This window comes from Pseudalkalibacillus sp. A8, assembly GCF_045920555.1.
GTDB lineage: Bacteria > Bacillota > Bacilli > Bacillales > Fictibacillaceae > Pseudalkalibacillus.
The window spans coordinates 1,861,397-1,882,150 of record NZ_CP174509.1 but is presented as its reverse complement, the minus strand read 5'-3'; the positions used below and the strand labels follow the sequence as shown (position 1 = coordinate 1,882,150).

Genomic DNA, 20,754 nt, shown 5'->3' with positions numbered 1-20,754 from the left:
CTCCAGCGGGAAAAGCGAGCCAGGCGAGACCCCGCAGTCTTTAAAAGGATCTTCGACTAAAAGCCACCACGTCCTGCGCCTGCGGTTACTCGGCGCAAAACTACAAGGATGGAATATAAGTCTTTGGTCTTGTGGTGAACGTCGAAGCCAGCACATCCATGTGCAAGTGAGGAGGCTTACGGATCGCCCACGGAAAGGGAATGAATTTCGCAAAAACCAACAATTAAGTATAAAAGAATGTTTGTCTAATATATGATTGTAATTCTTTTTGTGAATAGTTCATTTCCAGTTCCTCCATGTTTTCAGGATCCAAAATGATATCGGTTTATGAATGTGATGAATTGTTCAATTTCTTCTGTGGCTTCCTTTTGTATCAGATACGTGTATGCCACCGGCAGTTCCAGCCTGCCCGTATGCATTTCTAGTATCCGTCCTTCTATAAGTTCCCTCTTGACGGATGAATGAGGTAAAAATGAAAAGCCGATCCCTTCTTCGATAAAACGCTTCGTAACATTTACTTGAGTGACAACCATCGTCCTGACTGCAGGTTCAACCATTCTGACTCTTGAAATCAAATCATCCCAGTACAACGGATGGTTGTGTGTAAGAAGCACTTCATTTCGCAGCAATTCTTTCAATTCTATCGGGGGACTGGTTTCACTGTCTCCCCCATCATGAGCTGCTACGGCAATGATGGGATCCTTATAGAGTGTTCTACAATCAAGCCCAGGATGAATTGCACTCATCCTGGATATACCTAAGTCCGCTTTCTGTTCATAGACAAGCGAACTGATCTCATTCGATTCAGCGACTTGTATTCCTACTTCTATATGCGGGTGTTCCTTCATGAATTCTTTTATGACATAAGAAAGGATTGACGCGGCAATCAAGGGTGAAACTGCAAGGGTCAACTTCCTTTTATAGCCTTGCTGCCAGCTTGATAATGATTCCAATCCGTCATTATAGGAGTCTAAAATGCGCTGTGCATACGGGAGATAATGCTTTCCAGACTCAGTAAGAGAAATGTTCCTTCCATTTCTCTTGAACAATTTACAGCCTAATGTCTCTTCAAGATGTTGAATATGTACAGTAATCGTAGGTTGTGCAATGAATAACTTTTCTGCAGCCACCCTATAGTTTTCATATTTTGCTGAAATGACAAATGTCTGCAACCACCTTATTTGCATCCTTTTCCACTCCTAATCATTACGATTCATAATCAATTATAGACTAATTGTTTATTAGTAATAATCATAAAATCGTCTTACAATAAACTAAAGCAATATTTACCAGAGGAGTGGTCTTAATGATTAAAGAAGGATTAGATGGCATCGTCACAGCACAGTCCACAATCAGCTTAGTGGATGGTGAAAAAGGATTACTGGTATATCGAGGACATTGGGCAGAAGAAACCGCTAAGACAAAAACATTTGAGGAAGTCACCTATCTGCTCTGGAATAATCATTTTCCGACAAATGCACAGCTGACAGATTTCCAAAAAAAAATGAAACAACAACGAATATTAACTCCATCTGATGAAACCATCCTTGGAAGTCTACCCGATAGCATGGATATGATGAGTGTCATCAGGACCGTTTTGTCATCTAAAGGAAACAAGCATTTCAATTGGTCATCAACCATTGAACAAGGGATAAAAATCACCTCTATCATTCCTACCATCATTGCTTATCGTCATCGCACTTTAAATGGCCTTGATCCAGTAAAACCTGATCCGAAATATGATCATGTAGCCAACTATCTTTACATGTTAAATGGCCGTGAACCGAAAGAATCCCATGTCAAAGCGTTGACTGCATACCTGGTGTTGACGATGGAGCATGGAATGAACGCTTCGACCTTTACTGCAAGGGTCATCTCTTCGACGCAATCGGATTTGGTTTCAGCAGTTACCGGTGCCATAGGAGCAATGAAAGGTCCTCTTCATGGAGGAGCACCTTCAGGCGTTATAGACCTTCTGCAGAATATCGGTACCGTAGAAAATGCTGAGAATCATTTAAGACATTTGCTTGAAAAAGGTGAAAAACTGATGGGATTCGGACACAGGGTGTATAAAACCGTGGACCCTCGTGCGAGAGCCCTTAAAGAGATCACAACCGATCTTGCAGAAGATGACCCGTGGTTCGAACTTGCCAACCAAGTTGAAAGAATAGCGATCAAACTTCTGAAGGAGTATAAGCCAGGAAGAAAACTTCATACCAATGTAGAATTTTATGCAGCAGCAATATTAAAAGCCCTGGCCTTGCCGACAGAACTTTTCACGGCAATTTTTACGATGAGCCGCGTCGTCGGATGGATCGCAAATGTCTTTGAGCAAAACGATAATAATCGGATCATCCGCCCATCATCTTTATATATAGGACCGATGCCAAATTAAGATGATGAAGGGCAGATGTATGCTCTGCCCTTCATTTAGTTATTATTTCGCCTCTGGATCCTCATGCATGAAACCGAAAAGAAAACCGTTATCATCATTTGCGTATGCTACATAACCCACACCAGGTATAGGCATCTTCGGTACGACGATTTTCCCTCCCTCCCCTTCTATTTTTGAAGAATATTCATCCACTGAACCTACTTGAATGACATTCACGGTTCGAGTTTCACCATCTGGAGATTTCATCAAGCCTCCATCAATACCATCTGATCCTTCCCCCGTTTGGAAAAGCCAGTAATCCTCCGGACCATCCCATTTTTCGACACGCCAACCAAATACATTTTTAAAAAATTCGACTGACTTTTCTGGATGAGGCACCTGCATTTCAAAGTGTACGACTCGATTCATCAAAAACCCTCCTGAATTTTATTAGAACGTATGTTCGCAATATTAATTAGACATCGGTATAGCAACTTCCTGCTAAACTCTTATATTTTTTTTATAAAAATGTTAATCTTGATAAAAATCATGTTCACATTTAGGAAGGGGCACATGCATGACTACGAAAACCTATCATCGCTCAGTCTGCCCGCTTGACTGCCCTGATACTTGCAGTCTTTTGGTAGAAAAGGAAAATGGGAAAATAACGAAAGTAGATGGAAATCCAGATCACCCTGTCACAAAAGGGATGATTTGCCATAAAGTGCGAAAGATGCCTGAGCGTACTCATCATCAAGAACGGCTCCTTCATCCCATGAAACGAATCGGTAAAAAAGGTGATTTTTCTTTTGAGCGTATAACTTGGGAGGAAGCGTACAAAGAGATCACTTCTCGGTTTAAAGAAATTATCAAGGAGTATGGTGCCGAAGCAATCCTTCCATACAGTTTTTACGGGAATATGGGGATCATCAACAGCGAAGGTATGGACAGGCGCTTCTTCCATCGTCTCGGTGCACGGAAACTTGAACGCACCATCTGCAATACCGCTGGCGCTGAAGGTTATCAGATTACAATGGGAAAAGCAGTCGGAATCGATCCTGAGAAGACGGTTCATTCCAAGTTAATTGTCATTTGGGGATGTAACTTGATCAGCACTAATCTTCATCAGGTCATATATGCCAATAAAGCTCGGAAAAATGGCGCTGAAATCGTCGTCATTGACGTACATCGGAACCGGACAGCGAAGTGGGCCGATCACTTTTATCAAATCAAACCTGGCTCAGATGATTCTCTCGCCCTAGGAATTATGCATCTTCTTATAAAAAATGATTGGATTGATCAGGAGTTCATCGATCAATATTCAAATGGATTTGAAGGATTGAAGTGGCGGGCAATGGCATATCCACCCGAGAAAGTTGCGCAACAAACAGGCTTGAGTGTAGAGCAATTAAACGAACTAGCCCAAATGTATGGAACGATTTCACCGTCCTTCATCCGGATCGGCAATGGGCTTCAACATCATAAAAATGGCGGGAGGATTACTCGGTTGATTACTTGCCTGCCTGCATTGACAGGACAATGGGGAAAAACTGGCGGAGGTGCATTGAAAGGGAACAGCCGTTATGCTGAATGGAACATGCAAAAGGTTCAACGACCAGACCTGCGTCCTGATCCAAATGTACGCTCCACTAACATGAATCAAATCGGATTTGCGCTACATGAAAAGGAAGATCCGATCAAAGCTTTGTTCATATATAACAGCAATCCGGCTCAAGTGGCTCCTAACCAGAAATTGGTCCGTAAAGGATTGATGAGAGACGATTTATTTACCGTCGTACATGATTTATTTTTAACTGATAGCTGTCGTTATGCCGATATCGTACTCCCTGCAACGAGTCATTTCGAGAATTTGGACCTGTATAAATCATATTGGCATCTTTATGTGCAATTGAACGAACCAGTCATGGATCCGATTGGTGAATGCAAATCTAATTTCACTATGTTTAAAGAGCTTGCTGCCAGTATGGGATTTACAGAACAATGTTTTCAAAATACGGAAGAAGATATGATCCGTGACGCTTTGGATAACCCGGGCAGTCCATACCTGAATGGTCTCACCTTGGACCAATTGAAAAAAGATGGCTGGGCAAAATTGAAATTGGAAAAGGAAACGACTTTTCCTGCAACTATCCCGACAGCATCTGGAAAGATCGAGCTGGTTTCTCCTATTGACGATCAATTGCGTGAGATGGAACAATCTGAGAATCGTCATTTCCCTTTGCAGTTGATTTCAGGGCCAAACCATCAATTTCTCAATTCGATCTTTTCAAACTTAGAAAGCTTACAGGCACTTGAGAAACCAGTCGTCTATATACATCCCTCAGATGCCGAAGCCCGTGACCTTCGAACCGGTAATTTCGTGGAGCTTTTCAATGAATTAGGCAACGTTCGTCTACAGGCAGAGGTAACTGAGGATGTCTCAGAAGGTTTATTGATCACGCAAGGCTTATGGTGGGATGATGAAGAAAAAGAACGACATTCCATCAACTTCCTTACCCCGGATGGCTTATCTGATATAGGAAAAGGGGCAACTTTTTTCAACTGCTTTGTAGATATAAAGAAAAATGGATAGATATTACCATAAATTCCCTTGAATGGTTTTTCCAATTTCTCAAATACTTAGATTGAAAGGTACATAATTACCTTTTAGTAATCTAGAACGTCAATTGAAGGAGGCTATTCAAATGGCACAGCAAGGAAATAATAACCAATTGGTAGTTCAAGGTGCAAGAGCAGCAATCGACGCCATGAAGAGCGAAATTGCTGGAGAGTTCGGTGTACAACTTGGGCCAGACACAGCTTCACGTGCTAACGGTTCTGTTGGTGGAGAAATTACGAAGCGTCTAGTACAAATGGCTCAACAATCAATGGGCGGTATGAGATAATTACCCCGGGAAGAGCATCCAGCTTCATGCTGGGTGCTTTTTATTTTTAGGCTTTGTTGAATATTAATGTTGAGTTTAAATAGTGAATTGCACAGAAATCAACACTAAATACCAAAAAAGCCATTCCTAAAATGTCGGAGGGAATTCCATGAAAGCAATCAAACGGGAATATAATGAATTCAGCCGTTCAATCGATAAAATGTCAGAAGGTTTGGATGCGATTATCGAACTCTTCAATGAACTGGAAGAAGATAAACCGATCATCCGACTGGATGATAAGGTGTTGGCCGAATTAGAAGAAGCGAAGGAAAAATATGGCGAGGACTTCATCAATAGAAAAATGAACAACCTTATCAGGGAAGCCTTGTCATGGTTATCAGCACAGGAAAACGAAGATGAAGAAGACTGAACACTAATTTGCAATGCACAAAAAATAAAGGTGACCCTTGATTTAGGATCACCTTAATAGAAGTTTTTTATTGTACGGTTTTTGTTTTTTTAAGAATGCCAGTCAGGAAGGCTGTCAATAATGCACCTGCAAGAATAGCTACGATGTAAAGAATTGCATTTTCAACCGTCAAGATGACGAACAAACCGCCATGTGGTGCTGGTGTCGCGTTTCCAAACAGCATTGAAAGCCCGCCAGCTAATGCGGAACCTGCGACTGAAGCCGAAATGACACGTACCGGATCAGCTGCTGCAAATGGGATTGCTGCTTCTGTTATGAATGATGCTCCCAGTACATAAGCGGTTTTTCCCGCTTCACGTTCTTGTTTGTTGAAGCGATTTTTGAAGACGGTTGTGGCAATCGCCATTCCAAGTGGAGGAACCATACCACCCGCCATGATCGCAGCCATCGGTCCATAGGTTCCTGCTTCAATAAGTGCAATTCCGAACGTGTACGCAGCCTTATTGATCGGTCCACCCATGTCAATCGCCATCATACCTCCGATGATTACGCCGAGCAGAACAGCATTTCCAGTTCCTAAGCTGCTGAGCGCGTCTTTCAACCACTCATTAAATCCTCCAAGCGGTCCAACAATGAAACTCATAACTACGCCAGTGATCAAGATTCCGAATAACGGATACAGCAAGACCGGTTTCAAACCTTCAAGTGATTGAGGCAAGTTTCGGAATGCCTTTTTCAATAGTACAACTACATAGCCAGCAAGAAATCCGGAAATCAATCCACCTAAAAATCCAGCCCCTCCATTAGCGGCCATTAGACCACCGACAAGACCTGGCGCCAATCCAGGACGATCAGCAATACTCATTGCGATGAATCCTGATAAGACCGGAACGAGCAGGAAGAACGCATTTTCTCCACCTATTGTCATGAACATTTGAGAAACAGGGTTGTTTCCATCAATATCAATCAGGAACGATAAAGCAATCAATATTCCTCCACCGACGACAAGAGGAAGCATGTTCGAAACACCGTTCATCAAGTGCTTGTAAAAACCGCTTCTACTTTCTGTACCTCCTGAATCATCCCCTTTTCGGCTTGAGGAAGGATCGCCGTGGTAAACAGAGGCTTCCCCTTCTGCAGCTTTTTTCAAAAGTCGCTCTGGTTCACGAATTCCATCAGTCACTGGTGCTTGAACGAGGGGTTTCCCGACAAATGGTTCAAGGTCGACCTTCGTACTCGCCGCAACGATAACACCATCTGCTTCCTCGATGTCTTTTTCCGTCAGTTTATTTTTCACACCGCTTGATCCGTTCGTCTGCACCTTAATGTCATAACCCAACTCTTTCGCCTTTGCTTTCAGATTATCAGCAGCCATGAAGGTGTGGGCAATTCCGGTAGGGCACGCTGTTACAGCAACGATTCGTTTTCGGGATACTGTTTCTTCAACTGGGGCTTGATCGACATTTTCCTCCGTATCAGTATCGCCCTCTTCTTGCTCTTTTGCTTTGAATGCAGAGACGACATCCTCTTCGGTCTCTGCTTTCAATAGCGTTTCCTTAAACCCAGGGTTCATCAGGTAAGTAGATAACTTCGACAATGCCTCCAAATGCTCATTGTTAGCCCCTTCAGGTACCGCGATCATGAAAAACAGATGACTGGGTTGTCCGTCAAGTGCTTCATAGTCCAGTCCTTCTGCAGAACGTCCGAATACGATGCTTGGCTCGTTTACTGCACTGCTTTTCGCATGCGGAATGGCAATGCCTTCACCAATACCGGTCGTACTTTCCATTTCCCGTTTTAATATTGCTTCCTTGAATATATTCAGGTCTGAAATCTTTCCAGCTTGATGAAGTGCGCTTGCCAGCTCGTCAATCACGTCTTTTTTACTTGTCGCCTTCAGGTTCAACTGCACTTTTGACAGTAATTCAGATACAGCCATGTCTATTCTCCTCCTTTTTCGAATTCACGGACTTGGATTGTTTTGAACAGTTCTTCTACTTCATTTTTCGTACAAAATTCAATTGAGAAAGCCGATGCACTTCCAGCTGCTACACCATACTGGAAAGCTTCCAGGATGCTTCCGTTGTTCAAGTAGCTCGATACGAAGCCTGCAACTACCGAATCTCCTGCACCGACGGAATTCACCACTGTCCCTTTCGGCACATTGCAAGTATAGCTTCCTGTGCCTGTAACGAGGAGTGCGCCATTACCCGCCATTGAAACGATGACATTTTCAGCGCCTTCCTCCACTAGCTTTCGTGCATATTTCTCTGCATCTTCTCTGTTTTCGATTTCGACATTGAATAAATCGCCTAATTCATGATGATTCGGTTTGATCAGAAACGGTTTTGCTAATATCGCCTGGTTCAACGGAACGCCTTTCGTGTCAACGATGACCTTTGTTCCATGAGGCACCAGTTCAATCAGCTCTCTGTAAAAAGAAGGCTCCAATTTCTCAGGCAAGCTTCCTGCCAATATGACCATATCGTCTTTGCGAATAGCGCGGAACTTCTTTTTAAGCAAATCCAGGTGTTGAGGAGCAATACCAGGCGATGGACCGTTGACTTCAGTTTCGAGATCAGCTCTTAGTTTCACGTTGATGCGTGAATCGCCTTCCACCTGTACAAAATCTGTCTCAATTTCTTCCGTTTCGATTGCCGATTTGATGAAATCACCGGTAAAACCGCCAATAAAACCGAGCGCACAGGATGAGTGTCCCAATCGCTTGAGGACCCTGGACACGTTGATCCCTTTACCACCTGGGAATTTATAGGTTTCTTCGGTCCTGTTGACTTTTCCGAGCTCTAAGTTTTCAAGCCCGACGATATAATCCAAAGAAGGATTGAGCGTAACTGTATAAATCATATTTTCACCACTTTTACTGTTGTTGTATTTTGGAATTCTCGTAATATTGAATCCTCTTCCCTGTTGGTGATGATTTCTGCGTCTTCGATGTCTCCGACTTTTGAAAAAGACACCTGTTGGAATTTAGAATCATCCACGAGGACAAATGCTTGCTTGGACAGTTTCATCGTAAGTCGTTTGATCCGCGCTTCTTCAGGGTCCGGTGTCGTGTACCCGTGCTTGGAGTGGATGCCGTTCATCCCGATGAAAGATTTATCGAACCGGAAAGACTGGAGGGTATCCTCTGCCTGGACACCGATAAGAGCACCGGTTTTCGATTTTGCACGTCCGCCTGTCAGATGGACTTCTACCCCGATTTCCAAAAGCGGGGTTACAAAATGATAGGCGTTTGTGACCACAACGACATTTTTATTTTCCAAATGCGATAGGATATGTTGGGTAGTGGTCCCTGCATCGATAAAGAGACTATCTCCTTCCTCTATCAATTCTGCAGCAGCTTTTCCAATCTGAGCTTTTGCTGGCTCATTAAGACCTTGTTTTTCCTCTAATTCTGGTTCATACCGATTATTATTTATATGTGAAGCACCACCATGGACTCGTTTAAGCTTCTCTTCCTGCTCCAGCTTCTCAAGATCACGACGGATTGTAGAGATGGAAGCACCCGTATGCTCACTGAGTTCATGTATAGATGCTGTTTTCTGTTTTTTTAATAAGGTCAAAATGATTTCATGCCGTTTCGTTGTAAGCACTTTCACACCACCTTTTTTATAAATGTAATTCATTTTCGCTCATATTTCAATCATTTTCACTCAATTTCATTCAAAAGGAATCATTTACTAGTTTGAAAGGTGGTTGATCGACAGTTTTAATTTTTGTGATAAAGGTCGTTTTTTGTCGTTTGGCCTATATTTCTCAAAAATAGCCGTTATAATTCCAGAATCGCCGATAACCACTTCAATTGCGCCGATAAAATTTCTTCCAAAAAAAAACGCAAAAGAAAAAGCCCTCGATGAGGACTTGAACTGTACCCTTAAAAATAGACAGGTTAATAAAAGGACCTAAGCAGCTAGGAGGTGACCCCGGAATTGTGGTCTTACCCCTGTCAAGTAGACACGGTTAAACTAGGTGCTTTTCAAGCGTACGATAAACAATACCCATTTCTAATGATGTTGATAAGTAGTTGGCTAAGATTTCACGTGTGGTTCCATCTTTGACACAAGACAAATAGACAGGTGTTCCATTTTCGAGATAGAGATAGGTAATATCCGTTAGTAAAACCATTCCTGGATCCGTTTGGACAAACTGACGATTCAATAGGTTCGGACACGTATTATGTTCCTGTGTCGCTTTGTATAAGGGTTAGCGCGTCTAATCTTGGTTTGAAGATTGAATTTTTTCATTAGCCGATAGATCTTCTTTAGGTTCATGACTACACCATATACATTCTCAAGAATCATTCTGATAGCCCGTCCACCCGATTTTCCGTGTTTGGAATCATGGATATCCTTAATTAGTTTGAAGTCGGCTTCATCTTTCCGTTCTCTTTCCATGCGATTTGTCTCTGCTTTTAACCATGCATAATAGCTGTTCCGATTTACAGATGCCAATTTACACAGGTAGCTAATCATCTCTTTCATTTGATGTTTGCGCACTGTGGCCTCAATGAGTTCAAACTTTACAGATGTTGGGACTATTTCTTCTTCTTCGCCTGCCTCTCCAGTTCTTCGAGCTTTTTTAAGAAGTCATTCTCTGCTTCCAGGAATTTAATACGTGCTTCTGCATTCTTAAGCTTTTGTTCAGCTGTCAGTTCCTTCGAAGATGGACGGCCAGTGCTCCCTTTTCCTCGGCGTTCTTCCAAGAACCTTTCTTCGCCTAATTCTTGATAGGTTTTTCTCCAGCGCTTTAAACATTGGTTTGGCTTTTTGTGACCAATGATGTCTACGTCAAACCCAGCCTCTTTGAAGATGTCCATAGGACCTTTTCCTTCTAAGTTCTCCTTCACAGCTTTTACTTTGAACTCTGGCTGAAACGTTATTGATCGATCTGATACATGCCTAACGTTTGGATTTTTCTCTAGTTGTTTACGCTGAAATTCATTAATTTATGGATACTTCTATTATCAAATACTTCATCCTCTTATTTTCTTGTATCCAAACGTTAAAAATGAATGGACAATAAAGGATTCATTCTATTATTGTAGAAATAGACTGAAAAGAGAAAAAAGGAGGGTTTAGTATGAGCGATTTCACCTATACAATAGACATCCACGCCCAGAGAGAAACTGTATTTGATTGCATCAATGACAATGAAAAACAAAAGATTTGGATGGAAGGTTTACAGGAAACGGAATATGTTGGGGTCTATGATGCAGAAAATCCTGTAGGATCGCACTTCAAACAGAAAATAAAAGAAGGCGGGCGTGTGGTGGAATATGTCGGTGAAGTGATTGCTTATGACCGTCCTGATTCGATCGCTGTCAAAATCGGTAATCAAAGTTTTGCTGTAAGTGTCTATTATCAACTCTCAGAAACCACAAATGGGACACGTCTGAACTATCGTGCGGAAATGGGTACTGCCAATACGTTTACCAAGATCATGGGCTTCTTGTTTGGTTGGCTGACTAAGAGAATCCTTCACAAACAAATGACAAGATTAAAGGAACTTGCAGAATCAGAGGCGAAGGTAACGGTGTAAACTGTTTGGTCCTAACAATTATTTCTATAACATCAAGATCACCCACATTAAGGAGGTTGTCGTGAAAACGTCCCAACATCCCCTTTCGATAGAAACCACAAAACAATATTTGAATATTTTAAATGTAAAGGACGTTTCTCAAATAGATTTAGCTTTCTTGAGAACGTTGATCCGGTCTCATTTACATACAATTCCTTACGAGAACTTCAGCAAATATCATTATGTAAAAAATGATGTAAGTATACGGTACATACATAATACAGAGGCGTTCATTGATCGTGCCAAAATCGGCTGGGGAGGCACTTGCTATCCATTGAACATCCATTTCGCGAAACTTCTGGCTGCCCTTGGATACAACTCCTCATTAGTACGGGTTCGGAACGGCCATGTCGCAATAATGGTCCACTTTGATAACGAAAGTTACTACGTCGATGTGGGATACGGTGCTCCTCTATTTTCTCCTCTAAAATTACCGGAGGAAGGAAGGTTGCGAATCAAAAAGTTAGGAGAAGAAATTTTTATAAAAAAGATTGCTCCCTCCCTTTTTGAAATAGACAGGCATGCAGACGGTAAATCATTCGTAAAAAAAGAAATCGACTGGATTCCCCTCTCTTTGGAAGACTTTGAAGCAGATATCGCACATTCCCATATGGATGAACCCGACAACATCGTAATGAGAAGGCTGAGTGCAACCATCTTCAAACCGAGGTATTGTTATTACCTGAACAATGAGACTATCACAAGAAAAAATGAGTACACAAAGGAAGTATCGAAGTTTACTGATCAAAAAAGCTGGGCATCTAATGTGTACCAGGTATTTGGTATAGAAGAAGACGTGTCACTGAGTGCTGTGTCATTTTTAGAAGACCGGGGTGTGAAGATTTTCCAAGATTCGTGAACGGATTTGAAGCTGATTCAACACTGTTTTCCAAACGTATGAAGGGAGAACATCCTATGGTTAATAATTGTTCGTCATTTAACATGGAGTTCACATTTGATAAGGATTTACGTGAAAAACCTATAAATCAAAAGGAAATGAGAAACGGCGTTCAACATATGATTGATGGCCTGGAATCATTGGAGGACCTTGACAAAAAAGCTATGCTTCATGGTGAAATAGGGGTGTATTTACGGATTCTCGGCGAACTGGATGAAAGTGAGCAATTTTTGAAACAAGCGATCAGACTTCATAGCCAGAGAAATAATCTGACATCGGTTTTCATCAATCAGTTAAGAATAGCTCATACCTATCAATGGCAACAAGAATTCGAGAAAGCAAACGTACTTTTTAATGAATTGATAAAACGGCTACATAATGATCAACGTTATGAACCTTATAAAGACTTTCTTTATCAGCACTATGGGAAGTGTAAGTTTGAGGAAGGTGAGTATGAAGCTGCCTACTCCCTCTTTCAAGTTGCTTTGAAGGTCCGAAAAGAAAAAGGAGACTACAGTCTTGTCAGATCCACTGAAGTCTCGATCAACCGTTGTAAAGAGATTTTGAACCTCCTGTAAAACAAAACTGACCCTAGATGTCACTCTGCTAAGATAATTCAGCGGGACGACGAAGGGTCAGTATTTTTATGCCAAATGCGCTGCCGCTTGTTCCTTTTTCACCGCGTCATGTATATCACATCGTACATAACCTCTATATCTTTTTTCTAGTAATTCACCAAACTCGAATAATGCCGATTCATTCCCGACACGGCTCATCACTTGGACTGAAATTGGCATTCCTTTTGAGCTTTCACCGACCGGAACAATTAAAGACGGCAGCCCCCACGTATTTCCATAAGCGATATAAGGCATAAAGCGAAGGAACGTTTTCTGGAATGAAAAGAGTTCTTTATACAACTGGCCATGTGGCGGAGCTGGCGAATGATAGACCGGCATTACAATCAGACGATGATCAAGATATTTTTGAAGTCGATCATCCCCTTTTCTCAAAATCTCCCGGAGAGTGTTCAATCGTTTACCGGATGGCTTGAATAATCTTGCTCCGATCATTGCCCAAGATAAGAAGGTATGAATATCTGATCGAAAATACTTTGATTTCAAGAATTCAACATACAGGCTTGGTTGTTTATCATTTACCATCAACTGTTTTCGTAATGCTTTTGCGCCATCAAGCGACATCAACTGCTGCCATATTAGAGACGACTCATCGAACAATGGAGGCATATCTTTCTGCATTACAAAATCTTGCTCGAAATCTTCTTTTATCGTTCGAATGACCCTGCCCGTTTCAACCCCTAATGGACAGGAGTAGAACTGAGGGACGACAAGCTCGAACGAACTTAAATCGACAGCATCTGGTTGTTTTTTTGAGATGATTGAATTGATGAGCCGGGTATCCCGTACGCTTTTCCCCATAGCTCCAATCCCAAGCATCCGTTTCTGTTCTTCAAACTCTACATATGGATAATTACCCTCTTGTGATACCTGATCATTCCCTGATTTAAAACCGATCACACCGTTAAAGTGACAAGGGAACCTGAGCGAACCACCGATGTCAGCGCCAAGACCGACAGCAGCTCCCCCTGCTCCTATCAAGGAGCCTTCACCACCACTTGACCCTCCAGCAGTCGCTTCTAAATCCCAGGGATTATTCGTCCGCCCGTACACAGGGTTATCTGTCTCCTGATAAAAACATAATGATGGTGTATTGGTCTTACCAAGGACGATCGCCCCTTCCTCTTTTAAAAGACGTACGACTTCTGCATCGTCGTTCGCCACAAAGTCCTTACGATGCATAAGCCCCCCGGTCGTTTTCATCCCTTCGATATTAAAAGATTCCTTGATGCTCACCGGGACACCGAACAACTTCCCTTTAGCAAATCCTTCTTTTAATAAGACATCTGATTGCCGTGCTTCTTTCCGCGCAGCCTCAAACCGGTCCTCCGTCAAACAGTTCAATTTGGGATTGATTGCTTCGATGTGCTTGATATACGATTCAACAGCCTGTTCAGAGGTCATATTCCCGTCTTTGATCCAAACAGATATTTCGGACGCATCCATATCCAAGATTGACATAGAAACCCCACCCTTTTACACCTATTTTTAATAGAGGTATTCACCTTGATGTGAGATTCTTGGTTCGGAAAATATGTTGAAACGAAAAACATTCCATTATGGATATATACGTGAAAATAAGAAACATTCCTCTCTCCGGTTAAAAAGTTTAAGTAGATTTGTCGTGACACTTGATTCAGAAATGAATAAAAAAGAGTGGAGGCTGTCCCCCACTCACAAAATAATTATTTCAATGCAGCATGCATTTTTTCTAATGTTTCAATTCCCCGTTGCTCGTATTTCTTTGTTTTCTTCAAAATGCCAATCGCCCGTTTTCGGTTATCAGGATCATTCGGTTCGCCGCCAACAGGAAACGGGAACATATTACGAAATTCCAAAAGCTGTTTCGAAACATCTTCATAATGCTTACTAGCAATACCAGCGAACTTATCGATCTCCTCATCTTCATGTAACCATTCACTCTGAATATCTGTCAAAAACTTCGCTGCAAAACGTCTGGCATCATAGAGTACGGCGATATTATAGACATTTCCGAATGGATGCACCTCTCCTTTTCCAAAAGCTTTCACCCATGCATCGTAACCCTTTAAACCATTTTAGAAGGACATGTTGGGAGGGCAACCTTCTTCTTTTTCCGATGCATGCTCAAGAATGATTTCAAGTGCACCTTTCAATCGTTCCTTCCGATCGACTTCGCAATAATCAGTTATCGTCATAAGGTAAAGTTCTTTTAGTTTTCCATTACCTAGCTTGTCATAAGGGATAGCTCCTTTTTTCCGGTTCCGTCCAATGCATAGAGCTCTTTCCTGTCATCATCGTATCCATAGATGACCCCGAACTCCGGTATGAATAAATCCCAGGCAATCACAGGCTGTTCCTTATCAATACTCTCCTGTATCATGTTGATAGCGTCTGCTAGTTCATCTGGTGTTGGCGGGGTGAAATCTGCTGTCCCGAAACTTTTAAACTGCACGCCGATGTTATCCAATGCTTTCCTGTTATACACATTCCAATCGAACGCTGTCGGTCCGGCGACATCCACTTTCTCCACATTGATGTTCAATCTGAAGGCATAACCCGCGTAACCCATCAATTCCACCAATGACAGCTTCGTATTCGATTGAATGGCACGATGAATCGCAAAGGCCATCGTCGTCCACGATCACATGATACTTTGCTTTTGTACTATCCATTGTTACACTCCCTTTAGTGATAGAAATCTAGCACCTTCCGTCGCGGTTTACCTTGCTCCCGCCTTTTTTGGAGATGCGCGTCGATTCGGACACGAATGCGTTCATTCCGGAGCTTGCGCTTCGAACGGGATAGATGGTTATAGACACTGCTTGTCGTCGTTTCATACATTGCTGCGATCTCTTGTGGCGAAAGCTCTTTGAAAAAGAATGCAATGAACATATTTCTTTCAGTCGGAGAGAAACAAGTGAGCATATCTCTGATCCCTTCAAGCGTCACCTCTTTCATCAGCTTCTTCTCTGGTTCAAGGTCATCGTTGCTTTCAAGCCGATACCAGGCTGAGTATCGAATCAAAGCTATCAATCTCTGTCTCTTTCACTAAACTGGAGACAGGCTGCTCTCTTCGATAAGGCCCTCCCCTAAAGCATGGATCAATGCCTCTTGTACAATTTCGTCTGCAAGGTCATGTTTTTTGCTCGCAGAGATGGCAAAGCCATAAGCCCTTGCACGGTGCCTCCTCACCAGTTCACCAAACGCCTCTTCATCCCCAAGCTGGGCACGCTCGATTAATTGTGAATCTGAAAGTTCATCTTGTTTTACATTGACCTGTGTCTGTTCTAAAACCATTATGGTTCACATCCTCAACTCTGTTCGTGTCTCACCATATTGATGCCGTTACCGTTCCATTCCTATCAATCTTTATAAAAATTTCTACTTTAATTTGAAAAATCCCCCAGCATGAAGACTGGAGGGGACTTTTTATGTAGCATCACTTTTGTCTTTTGTATAAAAGAAACGTGAAATGACAATCCCAGTTGCACCGACAATCATGAATAAAATAGCACGCACGACAATGGAGACATTCGGCAAGTCAATGAAAATCAATTTGCCGAGGGATAAGAAGATCAGTATGATTCCGACAATACGGACCGCCTGATTATTCCGGATCACGCCATAAGTGATGCCGCAAACCGCATAGACGATCCAACATATCGTCATCGTCAGAAATTGAGTGTTGATCGATTCATATTTCGTGAACACATAGCTTAATTGACTGATATACGCTAAGAGTGCGACAGCCGTCGTCCCGAATAATAGTCTCCTAGTCTCGTTCGGAACGACCTTGTTATCCTTTTTCGAAAGGTACGTCAACAACCATAATGTGGTGATAAGTATTGTCCAGCTGTACATCGGTGCTGAGTTCAATTGTTCAATTTGAACAATTATCGTATGTAATAAACCGATGATATAGATAAAAGCCCCGCTCCAAAGCTGCAGTTTCAGTTTATTAGTCAAACCGATATAGATGGCTGCTGTACCTTGAAGCAACAATACCATTCCGAGTTCACGTCCTGTAAATAACTCCATGAAATAAAAAAACAAACTAAGGAGAAGGATCGGAAAAAATACTGTACATGTGTCAACCATCTTTTCAAACTGGATATAGCCATACACTAACGCATAAACCAGGGTAATCCAGAGCAAGATCGATGCCCAATCGCTTTTGTCGAACCCTTGATACAGGAATCCAATCGTCGCCAGAAAACTGATGAACAAGACAGACTGCTGCACTTTGGGGTACACTTTGCAGCTAAGGAGCACACCTAATAAAAATAAATGCTGCAAAAACATGCCATAGCTCAAAATCTCAAGGTCGCCTTTTGCGACTGGATAAACCGGCAAGATTACAAACAAATTGTAAAGCATAAACACGACCGGTAAGAGAACCATCGCTACTACATGCAACTTCGCATATTTCTTCCATAATGCGAATCCAAGCATGATAATCGAAAAGATCGATTCATAGCTTACGAAGAACCACGTGTTGGCATTATCACTGTTCAAAAGGAAAGGAACCAAATAACCGCCGACAGTTGCTAGCACAGCGAGAACCTCAGATCGGTGCCTGATCGCATAGAAGATTCCGAGACCGATCCATATAAGATTCAGGCAGAATGCTAACATCAGTCCAATAAACCCGTATAAAACGTGGGCAGCAAACGTTGTGACAACCAGAACAGTTACGGATCCGCCCAAAAGCACCTGCCCAAGCGCATTGCGGTCCTTCATAACCTGAAATTCGCCCAAGATAATCAGAGTGATTCCTGCAACAAATCCGATGATACAACGTACACCTTCATTAATGATTCCGACTTCTGAAGCGGCTTTGAACCCCCATATGAACCCTAACAGCAATACAAAAATAAATATTCTAGGTAACCAGATCTGCCCTATGACCCGTTCCCAATCGACCGGTTCTTTGGGTGGTTCCCATGGTGGAAGATCTTCAACGGCCTTCCGGGGTCTCTCTATTGGTTGAGCTATCCCAGTATCTTCATGAATTTGTCTGACTTCCGTATGACGTTCAGCCGCATTGTTTTTCTGTATTTCTTCTAATTGATGCTCGAGCTTACTTACACGTTCTTCTAATTCTTTTATCCTTTGTTCCTCGGACATGCACTCACCTTCAATTCTGTTAAAATCCCTTAACATTAAACTTTCACTTATTTCCACAAATTTTATGATTCCTACTCTTTTTTATAACGGCAAATTTTTATCCGTTCTGAAGTCATTGCAATACAAAAAGGAAAGATGTATCATAAGGATATTAAATGATGCAAACGCTTGCACTGCATGAAGGCATTAGATAAAGAATAAGTCCTGGTTATAGAGGAGAGAAATGAAATGGCTAAAAAATGGTGGAAAGAAAGCGTCGTGTACCAGATCTATCCACGAAGCTTTAAAGACAGCAATGGCGATGGGATCGGTGACATTCAAGGTGTGATTTCAGAATTGGATTACCTGAGAGATCTCGGCATCGATGTCATCTGGATCTCCCCGATCTATCAATCTCCTAATGCTGACAACGGTTATGATATCAGCGACTATAAGGATATCATGGATGAATTCGGTACGATGGAGGACTTTGATCGATTATTGGCTGAAACACACAAGCGTGGAATGAAGTTGATCATGGACCTGGTCGTCAACCATACATCTGATGAGCATCCCTGGTTCATCGAATCCTGTAAATCAAAAGATAATCCATATCGTGATTACTATATTTGGCACCCTGGAAAAGATGGCCGGGAACCGAACAATTGGGAATCGATTTTCGGTGGCTCGGCATGGAAATATGACGAAAAGACAAATGAATATTACATGCACATATTCGATGTGAAGCAACCCGATTTGAACTGGGAGAATCCGAAGGTCCGTGAAGAAGTCTACAGTATGATCAATTGGTGGTTGGATAAAGGGATAGATGGTTTCAGAGTCGATGCGATCAGCCATATAAAAAAAGTACCTGGTTTCCCGGATATGCCAAACCCCGAAGGTAAAAAATACGTTCCTTCCTTCGAAGGACATATGAACCGTGAAGGCATCGAGGTTTTATTGAAGGAATTGAAGCAAGAGACTTTTGATAAATACGACATCATGACTGTCGGCGAAGCAAATGGCGTCAATATTGACAATGCTGAGGAATGGGTCGGTGAAGAAAAAGGTTACTTCGATATGATCTTCCAATTCGAACATATGGGTCTCTGGGAAAAAGGGGACGATACATCTTTCGACCTCATCAATTTTAAGAGGATCTTGACTGAGTGGCAAAAAGGATTGGAAGATCACGGCTGGAATGCACTGTATCTTGAAAATCATGATCAGACACGTTCGGTATCCCGTTTCGGTGACGAACAAAACTTTCATAAGGAGTCAGCAAAAGCGTTAGCTACCTGTTACTTCCTGATGCAAGGTACACCGTATATCTATCAAGGGCAAGAAATCGGGATGACCAATGTAAAGTTCCCTTCTATCGAAGATTACAATGATGTCGGGATGTTGAACTTTTATGAAGAAGGGATTCGTGAAGGAAAAACCCAGGAGGAATTGATGGAAGTCATCTGGACGAAGGGCCGTGATAACTCCCGGACGCCAATGCAATGGAATGATCATGAGTACGCAGGCTTTTCAACCTCGAAACCATGGATGGGTGTCAATACGAATTATGAAAAGATCAATGTTCATGTTCAGCTGAATGATCCAGAATCGATTTTGTCCTATTACAAAGAATTGATCCGTATACGCAAGGAAAACGCTGTGTTCGTTTATGGTAAATATGAGCTGTTGCTGCTGGACCATCCACAGCTATACGTGTATACGCGAACTTATGGGAAACAGACTGCTCTGATTATTACCAACTTATGCGGTAATGAAGCTGGAATTGATTTTAATGAGGTCAAAGCAGGCTCCAACAAAGAACTGATCCTTGTCAATTACAGTAAAATAGATGAAGGTGAAAAGGTTGTAACGTTGAAGCCTTACGAAGCACGAGTTTATTTGTATTAAATTAATTTGATAAAAGCGCAGGGAGAATTCCCTGCGCTCCTTTATACTATCGATTCCTGCTTTCATACAGGTGGAAGTTCATCCCGAAAGGATCGGCGACCATGATGCTTTTCTCATGATGTTCCTTTGTAATTTTACACCCTTGTTTCAGAAGCCGCTGTTTCATGTCTTCAAAATCATCTGTGGAAAACTCGAAAAATACATTCCCACCATCCAATTGTTCCAAATAGAAATTGGTACCGTTGAAGGACATCCTTGTTTCATCCTCATAGGTCCTTTCAGGCTTCATGCCGATGATCTTTTCGTAATCTTTGACCTGGATTGCGATGTTATTGGTCAATTGGAGAGTAGATCTCTGATTGATTTTCCGGTTCGGTTTGAATGTTCCCTCCCGATCCGGCAACATCTCGAATAAAGGCCAGACTGAACAGAAATCATCCCCTGGTCCTAACGGCGCATGAGCATAGTGATAAATTTCACCGTTTTCGCCTTTTCGAAAGGTTGAAACGCCAGGGTAATATGAGCCGTCCTTTTCGAATCCCATGTCCGATTTGAAAGTCGTCCCTTTAGTAGAAACCATCGGGAATCGCCAACCGCGTTCTGCTGCAATATCCTCTTGCACGTTCGGTTCATCAGGTGTACTTACGACGAACTCCGCACGCTCGATCAGATGGTGATAGACGCCATTGAATCCATCAGCCCATAACGTACAATAGTTACATCCTTTCCCCATATTGTGAATGACGATCAACTCATCTTTATCCAGGAACAATTCTTGAAGTGTCACTTCTTCATTTTCCTTATTTCTTCGAACCTGTAATTTTCCACTCGTTCCTCAGGAAGCTCTCTTCTAAGTTCAGCCAGCTGTTTCTTTTTCTTAAGGAGTTCTTCACCTAATTGATTGATTTCTTCTATCAAAGATTGGGCTTGCATAA

General features: G+C 42.1%; 24 protein-coding genes. 8 read left to right on the top strand and 16 right to left on the bottom strand.

The genetic code is table 11. The annotated features are described in order from the left end of the window. Positions 1-302 precede the first annotated feature (302 nt). Entirely contained in the window at positions 303-1,187 is an 885-nt protein-coding gene (locus tag ACJROX_RS09770) for a LysR family transcriptional regulator (protein ID WP_408010568.1), read from the bottom strand. Between the two features lie 119 nt (positions 1,188-1,306). Here ACJROX_RS09770 and ACJROX_RS09765 point away from each other — a divergent pair, with 119 nt between their 5' ends. Continuing rightward, positions 1,307-2,395, top strand: coding sequence for a citrate synthase/methylcitrate synthase (locus ACJROX_RS09765; protein ID WP_408010567.1), 1,089 nt, complete (start codon positions 1,307-1,309; stop codon positions 2,393-2,395). A 42-nt stretch (positions 2,396-2,437) separates the two neighbouring features. Here the strand turns inward: ACJROX_RS09765 and ACJROX_RS09760 are convergent, their stop codons facing one another. Then, positions 2,438-2,803, bottom strand: coding sequence for a VOC family protein (locus ACJROX_RS09760; RefSeq protein ID WP_408010566.1), 366 nt, complete (start codon positions 2,801-2,803; stop codon positions 2,438-2,440). Between the two features lie 148 nt (positions 2,804-2,951). Here ACJROX_RS09760 and ACJROX_RS09755 point away from each other — a divergent pair, with 148 nt between their 5' ends. From ACJROX_RS09755 to ACJROX_RS09745, 3 genes are all read left to right on the top strand, one after another. Next, on the top strand, positions 2,952-4,967 hold the full coding sequence (locus ACJROX_RS09755; RefSeq protein WP_408010565.1) for a molybdopterin-dependent oxidoreductase: 2,016 nt from the start codon (positions 2,952-2,954) through the stop codon (positions 4,965-4,967). 112 nt (positions 4,968-5,079) lie between these two features. Continuing rightward, positions 5,080-5,280 carry a small, acid-soluble spore protein, alpha/beta type gene (locus ACJROX_RS09750; RefSeq protein ID WP_408010564.1) on the top strand — a complete coding sequence of 67 codons (201 nt, stop codon included), beginning with the start codon at positions 5,080-5,082 and terminating at the stop codon, positions 5,278-5,280. A 148-nt stretch (positions 5,281-5,428) separates the two neighbouring features. Further along, positions 5,429-5,689: an atypical membrane-integrating protein (Mistic protein) gene (locus ACJROX_RS09745; RefSeq protein ID WP_408010563.1), complete on the top strand. Its 261-nt coding sequence runs from the start codon at positions 5,429-5,431 to the stop codon at positions 5,687-5,689. Between the two features lie 67 nt (positions 5,690-5,756). On the opposite strand, the gene ACJROX_RS09740 is transcribed toward ACJROX_RS09745, so the two are convergent. The 6 genes from ACJROX_RS09740 to ACJROX_RS09715 all read right to left on the bottom strand — a co-directional run bounded on the left by ACJROX_RS09740 (position 5,757) and on the right by ACJROX_RS09715 (position 10,655). Next, a complete protein-coding gene (locus tag ACJROX_RS09740) occupies positions 5,757-7,628 on the bottom strand; it encodes a fructose-specific PTS transporter subunit EIIC (RefSeq protein ID WP_408010562.1) in 1,872 nt (623 codons plus the stop codon). Positions 7,629-7,630: 2 nt separating this feature from the next. Further along, positions 7,631-8,554, bottom strand: coding sequence for a 1-phosphofructokinase (gene pfkB, locus ACJROX_RS09735; protein WP_408010560.1), 924 nt, complete (start codon positions 8,552-8,554; stop codon positions 7,631-7,633). After that, the gene (locus ACJROX_RS09730; RefSeq protein WP_408010559.1) at positions 8,551-9,336 is read right to left on the bottom strand and encodes a DeoR/GlpR family DNA-binding transcription regulator; all 786 of its coding nucleotides are present in this window, start codon (positions 9,334-9,336) and stop codon (positions 8,551-8,553) included. The genes pfkB and ACJROX_RS09730 overlap by 4 nt, the downstream gene beginning before the upstream one ends. Positions 9,337-9,670: 334 nt before the next feature. Beyond that, positions 9,671-9,868 (bottom strand): hypothetical protein, encoded by a 198-nt coding sequence (locus ACJROX_RS09725; protein ID WP_408010558.1) that lies wholly within the window; start codon positions 9,866-9,868, stop codon positions 9,671-9,673. After that, positions 9,865-10,191 carry an IS3 family transposase gene (locus tag ACJROX_RS09720; RefSeq protein WP_408010557.1) on the bottom strand — a complete coding sequence of 109 codons (327 nt, stop codon included), beginning with the start codon at positions 10,189-10,191 and terminating at the stop codon, positions 9,865-9,867. Before ACJROX_RS09720 ends, ACJROX_RS09725 begins: the two co-directional genes overlap by 4 nt. Before the next feature lie 53 nt (positions 10,192-10,244). Then, complete coding sequence (locus tag ACJROX_RS09715) at positions 10,245-10,655, bottom strand: HTH domain-containing protein (protein ID WP_408011623.1); 411 nt, start codon at positions 10,653-10,655, stop codon at positions 10,245-10,247. A 134-nt stretch (positions 10,656-10,789) separates the two neighbouring features. On the opposite strand from ACJROX_RS09715, the gene ACJROX_RS09710 reads away from it, so the two are divergent. The 3 genes from ACJROX_RS09710 (at position 10,790) to ACJROX_RS09700 (ending at position 12,763) form a co-directional block, all read left to right on the top strand. After that, positions 10,790-11,248, top strand: a complete 459-nt coding sequence (locus ACJROX_RS09710) for an SRPBCC family protein (protein ID WP_408010556.1) — start codon at positions 10,790-10,792, stop codon at positions 11,246-11,248. 61 nt (positions 11,249-11,309) lie between these two features. Beyond that, positions 11,310-12,146, top strand: a complete 837-nt coding sequence (locus tag ACJROX_RS09705) for an arylamine N-acetyltransferase (protein WP_408010555.1) — start codon at positions 11,310-11,312, stop codon at positions 12,144-12,146. Between the two features lie 56 nt (positions 12,147-12,202). Next, positions 12,203-12,763 carry a tetratricopeptide repeat protein gene (locus ACJROX_RS09700; protein ID WP_408010554.1) on the top strand — a complete coding sequence of 187 codons (561 nt, stop codon included), beginning with the start codon at positions 12,203-12,205 and terminating at the stop codon, positions 12,761-12,763. A gap of 66 nt (positions 12,764-12,829) precedes the next feature. Here ACJROX_RS09700 and ACJROX_RS09695 read toward each other — a convergent pair whose 3' ends face one another. The 6 genes from ACJROX_RS09695 to ACJROX_RS09670 all read right to left on the bottom strand — a co-directional run bounded on the left by ACJROX_RS09695 (position 12,830) and on the right by ACJROX_RS09670 (position 17,929). Further along, a complete protein-coding gene (locus ACJROX_RS09695) occupies positions 12,830-14,281 on the bottom strand; it encodes an amidase (protein WP_408010553.1) in 1,452 nt (483 codons plus the stop codon). Positions 14,282-14,505: 224 nt separating this feature from the next. Beyond that, positions 14,506-14,850 (bottom strand): hypothetical protein, encoded by a 345-nt coding sequence (locus tag ACJROX_RS09690; RefSeq protein WP_408010552.1) that lies wholly within the window; start codon positions 14,848-14,850, stop codon positions 14,506-14,508. Positions 14,851-15,026: 176 nt separating this feature from the next. Then, on the bottom strand, positions 15,027-15,431 hold the full coding sequence (locus ACJROX_RS09685) for a hypothetical protein (RefSeq protein WP_408010551.1): 405 nt from the start codon (positions 15,429-15,431) through the stop codon (positions 15,027-15,029). Positions 15,432-15,487: 56 nt separating this feature from the next. Next, a complete protein-coding gene (locus ACJROX_RS09680) occupies positions 15,488-15,835 on the bottom strand; it encodes a sigma-70 family RNA polymerase sigma factor (RefSeq protein ID WP_408010550.1) in 348 nt (115 codons plus the stop codon). Between the two features lie 15 nt (positions 15,836-15,850). Further along, on the bottom strand, positions 15,851-16,099 hold the full coding sequence (locus ACJROX_RS09675) for an RNA polymerase sigma factor (RefSeq protein ID WP_408010549.1): 249 nt from the start codon (positions 16,097-16,099) through the stop codon (positions 15,851-15,853). 132 nt (positions 16,100-16,231) lie between these two features. Continuing rightward, complete coding sequence (locus ACJROX_RS09670) at positions 16,232-17,929, bottom strand: DUF2339 domain-containing protein (RefSeq protein ID WP_408010548.1); 1,698 nt, start codon at positions 17,927-17,929, stop codon at positions 16,232-16,234. 228 nt (positions 17,930-18,157) lie between these two features. On the opposite strand from ACJROX_RS09670, the gene ACJROX_RS09665 reads away from it, so the two are divergent. Beyond that, entirely contained in the window at positions 18,158-19,819 is a 1,662-nt protein-coding gene (locus ACJROX_RS09665; RefSeq protein ID WP_408010547.1) for a glycoside hydrolase family 13 protein, read from the top strand. A 46-nt stretch (positions 19,820-19,865) separates the two neighbouring features. Here ACJROX_RS09665 and ACJROX_RS09660 read toward each other — a convergent pair whose 3' ends face one another. Both ACJROX_RS09660 and ACJROX_RS09655 read right to left on the bottom strand, forming a co-directional pair. After that, positions 19,866-20,606 carry a DUF899 family protein gene (locus ACJROX_RS09660; protein WP_408010545.1) on the bottom strand — a complete coding sequence of 247 codons (741 nt, stop codon included), beginning with the start codon at positions 20,604-20,606 and terminating at the stop codon, positions 19,866-19,868. Then, on the bottom strand, positions 20,603-20,752 hold the full coding sequence (locus tag ACJROX_RS09655; RefSeq protein ID WP_408010544.1) for a hypothetical protein: 150 nt from the start codon (positions 20,750-20,752) through the stop codon (positions 20,603-20,605). Before ACJROX_RS09655 ends, ACJROX_RS09660 begins: the two co-directional genes overlap by 4 nt. Positions 20,753-20,754: the final 2 nt, after the last annotated feature.